Here is a 4685-nt window from a genome sequence, read left to right on the forward strand (position 1 = left end):
CCGTGCCCGCTCATCGCACAGGGTCGCTGGTATGGTGAGATTCTGAGGGCTCCGCAAGGCACCGATGGTTTCGGTTATGACCCACTGTTTCTCGCCCTATTGCTGTTGTAGATACAGAAGGTAAATTTTTAGGGTTGTTAGATAGTTGGCGTATATTAGAATTTATTTCTACAACTGAAGACCTGAAGCTAAATATCTCTGAACCAGAAAATTCCCCACAAACGCAGCAAATAGTTACAAAAGATTTGCTTAATCAAGGAACAGTAGAAACCTCTTCCTATCTCTGTTCATTAATAGAGCTTTTAGAAAAATTGCCTCTACCTCTAATGTTACAGAGCAATGATGGTAAAGTAATTAATCAGAATTTGGCATGGCGTTCTCAGATCGAAAAAGAATCTGAATTAATAGAAATTGTAGATGCAGTTGTAGGCTTATCTGCTAAAAATATTAAACAAAAGCCGACAAAAGTAAAAATCCCAGAGTCTTTAGCTGTGCTCAGAGATAGTGTTACATTTTCATGTCCAGCGATAACTCATGGGAAAATTTCCCCTACTACACTTTTACAAGAACGAGCCAAAAGACCAAAGTCAAATTCTGCTTCTAGTTGGTGTTATAATACTCAGCCAGATACCTATGTTTGTACTTGTCCTCAAAAAGATGGTCAAGAGCGAGTATGGCAGTTTAGTAGTCAGCAATTTTTTGACCTAACATTAGTTTTAGCCCAGGATGTCACAGAACAACACTTAGTGGCAAAGGAATTACAAGCTAAAAATGCCGATTTGATTCAGCTTAATCGACTTAAGGATGAATTCTTGGCTTGTATTAGCCATGAACTAAAAACACCATTAACTGCTGTATTGGGTTTATCTAGTTTGTTAAAAGAGCAGACTCTGGGAAATCTCAATGAACGTCAAACTCGTTATGCTCAACTTATTCATCAAAGTGGTCGCCATTTGATGGCTGTAGTTAATGATATTCTAGATTTGACTCGCATCGAAACTGGTCAGATGGAATTAAACCCAGAAGCAGTTGAAATTCGGAAAGTTTGCGATCGCGCTCTTCAGGAGGCTTTACAACTTCAGCATAAGCATCCTCAAGGTCAATCTTCTGGTCTATTTCCTGATTCTCTGCGAGCTAAGTATACTTTGGAAATAGAGACTGGTCTAAATATTTTAATTGCAGATGAATTGCGTTTGCGCCAGATGTTGGTAAATTTGTTATCCAATGCTTTAAAGTTTACTGCAGCAGATGGCAAGATGGGATTGAAAGTAGCTAGATGGGAAAAGTGGATAACTTTTACAGTTTGGGATTTTGGAATTGGTATACCACCTGACAAGCAACATTTGATTTTTCAGAAGTTTCAACAATTAGAAAATCCTCTCAGTCGTCAGTTTGAAGGAACTGGTTTAGGTTTAGTATTAACTCAACGTTTAGCTCGTTTACATGGTGGGGATGTTACTTTCATTTCTCAGGAAAGTAAAGGAAGTGAATTTACATTAATTTTACCACCTACTCCACCTCTAAAAGATTTAGGAAAGGAGGGATGTAAAACAAATGATGCTCTCAAAGAACGAGGATTTATTTCTACTGAAGAAAATGTAGTGCGTACCAAAAAAGATAGTAAATTACCCGTTCATAATTACCAATTACCTATCATTAATTATTCATCTCGTTTAGTTCTAATTGTTGAAGCAGTTCCACGATTTATTGAAGATTTAACAAATAAATTAACAGGTTTAGGTTATCGAGTTGTTATTGCACGTTCTGGTACAGAAGCAGTTGAAAAGGCACGAAAGTTACAACCAAAATTAATATTTATCAATCCATTATTGCCACTTTTATCAGGTTGGGATGTATTAACTCTTCTGAAAACTGATACTGATACTTGCCAGATTCCTGTAGTAATAACTTCCACCAGAGGAGAGAAAGAACAAGGAATAATTAATGGAGCGAATAAATTTTTAAGTTTACCTGTGGAACAATCAGCATTAGAACAAATGTTGGCTGAATTCACAGATTCACCATCACAAAAACAGCATTATCAAAAATTAGTAATTCTTCGTTTAATCCCTGGCAAGTATAATTTTCAGCAGCCTACTACAGAAGATTCTATCTATGAGGAGAAGTTTCTTTCACTTCCTAATGAATACAGAATTATAGAGGCAGATGATTTAGCTCAAGCTAATTTACTTGCTAAGATTTGGCAGCCTGATGTTATTCTGATAGAGAAAATTTCTAATTCAATTACTCCAGTTGAATTTATTAAAAATTTAAGTCAATATTCTACCTTGGCAGGTATTCCTTTAGTAACTCTGGATTCGGAAACTACTCAAGCTGCTAATCAAGTGAAAGAATTGTCTGTATTTCCTTGTTTGGCTTTTGAGAAAAATGATAATAATTTAACTGAAAAAAAACTTGATTATGAGTGTTTAACTTCGGCGTTGTGGCAAGTAATTTCCATTGCTGCGGGAATGAGTTGGCTGCCAACTATATTAGTTATGGATGTAGCAAATATTAAAGATTTTACAGTACCTTTAAAAGATGTTTTGTCTGAGGAAGCTGTTATTAATTTATCATATTTTATCCCAGGAAAGCTAGGAAAGGGAGAGAGGGAAGAGGGGGAAGAGGGGGAAGAGGGAATGGATTTAGAAAATAATACTTTTAATTCTCAGGGTTTTCCTGCTCTAATTTCTGATTTAGAAGTAGCTAATCACAATTGGCAAGATTGGGAAGAAACAAAATTACCAATTGATAGTACACAGGTATTAGTTCAATATATTCAAACTTCTGGATTTAAAGGTTTAATTGCTAAATCTTGGGTTGAAGTTTTACAGGATTTGGAAAATCAGAGTGTGGATTTATTGTTAATTTGTTTGCGGGGAAATTTACCGCCTGGTTTGGATAAAGCATTATCTAATTTAGAGGAAATAGTTACAAAACCTCCTATATTAGTTTTGGAAAATTCTGATTATCAATTACCAAAAAATCTGACGGCGGAAAATCTAAATTTAGTCTTGAACAAGATTGCTACAAAAATTTTGCCTTCTGATTTATCAATAGTAGATTTATTGGAGGAAATTAAGGGTCATTTGATATTTTAGGGAGTAGGGAGTAGGGAGTAGGGAGTAATTCTTGACTGAGTTTGAGCATTTATAAATATCCGCGCCCTATTTGTGTAGTGCTATATCTAGGATTTAATAACTAAGACGTTATAGTGAGAGAAATTTTCCACTCCACACAAAGCTCCTAATTCTCGGTTTCTCTAAAGTCTCATAACTAAGACGTTATAGTGAGAGAAATTTTCCACTCCACACAAAGCTCCTAATTCTCGGTTTCTCTAAAGTCTCATAACTAAGACGTTATAGTGAGAGAAATTTTCCACTCCACACAAAGCTCCTAATTCTCGGTTTCTCTAAAGTCTCATAACTAAGACGTTATAGTGAGAGAAATTTTCCACTCCACACAAAGCTCCTAATTCTGGGCGACTCTAAAATCTCATAACTTGATGAAAATTTTCTCTTTCCCATAGGTTAGCGAGCAAAAGTCGTTTCATTTGCTGAAGCTCTCGGAGGTGGATGATGAAAATTTTCTCTTCTCCATAGGTTAGCGAGCAAAAGTCTTTTCATTTGCTGAAGCTCCCGGAGGTGGATGATGAAAATTTTCTCTTTCCTATAGGTTAGCGAGCAAAAGTCTTTTCATTTGCTGAAGCTCTCGGAGGTGGATGATGAAAATTTTCTCTTTCCTATAATTGACATCCTCCCGACGCTGCTCTAGGAGACAGCGCGGGATTCCCTAACCACCCAAGATAGGGGCTTTCTGCTTCTAACGCACCTGCTGAGGAGGCCTTTCCCTCTTTTCGGTCTAAAGGCGCGCTCCTAAAGACTTGCCAGCGCCGCCAAAGGGGGTTTCCCCCATGAGCGACTGGCGCTGACACTGCTAGCCCAGCAGCCTTATCCTTGCGGGATAGCAAATTATATTGTAAGAACCGCTCTTATTGATTGGTTTTCCCATGCGACGCTCCCCTAATAGCTGCCCCACTTGCTCAGCCAACGGAAAGAGGAGCGCGGGTCTTCAACCAACGTTGAGATAAAAAGACGAAAAGACGACGATTTAAGAGACGATTTACATTTGGTCTATTAGTGTGGGATATGGTGTGGGATATGTGTACGACCTAAAAAATTTGAAAGGAAGATTTTGTTCTTCTCGACTCCTAACTCCTTCTTCTTAAGATGACTCCTGTCCATTCTATTCTTTCTTTTCTCCCTTCATTCTGACTCGAAGAAGAGACTTTTAGGAACTTTCCCTAATTGATAAGCTCCACGACTGTCTAAATATTGATATTCCCCTGGTTGTAATCCTACATGAATAAACTTTTTTGGATAACCAATCATTACAACATTACCGGAAGGATCTTTTGGCAGAATTTTCTCTAGATATTCTCTGGCATTCGTAGCGCGTCGGAAAAATTTTACTGGTTGCCTAGTGTAAAAAACTAAACTAGGTTTTTCAAAGGCAATCATAATTATTTCTTCTCCTGGTTGTCTAACTTCAACAATAGTTTGAGCTAATTGGCGTAAAGGTAATTGACGTTCTTGATCTACTAAAAATATCATCGGATTAATAGTAAAAATTAAACAAGCTACTAATCCAATAAAATTAGCACTCCAAATCCAAGAATTTTGTTT

At 37.1% G+C, this 4685-nt stretch carries 2 protein-coding genes and 1 pseudogene; 2 read left to right on the top strand and 1 reads right to left on the bottom strand.

Going from position 1 to position 4685, the window contains the following annotated elements:
* Positions 1-12 precede the first annotated feature (12 nt).
* Both F6K22_RS42635 and F6K22_RS32645 read left to right on the top strand, forming a co-directional pair.
* Entirely contained in the window at positions 13-111 is a 99-nt protein-coding gene (locus tag F6K22_RS42635; RefSeq protein WP_363274925.1) for a non-canonical purine NTP pyrophosphatase, read from the top strand.
* 23 nt (positions 112-134) lie between these two features.
* Positions 135-3101 (top strand): ATP-binding response regulator, encoded by a 2967-nt coding sequence (locus F6K22_RS32645; RefSeq protein WP_293107894.1) that lies wholly within the window; start codon positions 135-137, stop codon positions 3099-3101.
* A gap of 1164 nt (positions 3102-4265) precedes the next feature.
* Here F6K22_RS32645 and F6K22_RS32650 read toward each other — a convergent pair.
* Positions 4266-4685, bottom strand: a pseudogene (locus F6K22_RS32650) (glycosyltransferase); the annotation flags it as partial.

Origin of the sequence: Okeania sp. SIO2F4, from assembly GCF_010672385.1 — a bacterium.
GTDB lineage: Bacteria > Cyanobacteriota > Cyanobacteriia > Cyanobacteriales > Microcoleaceae > Trichodesmium.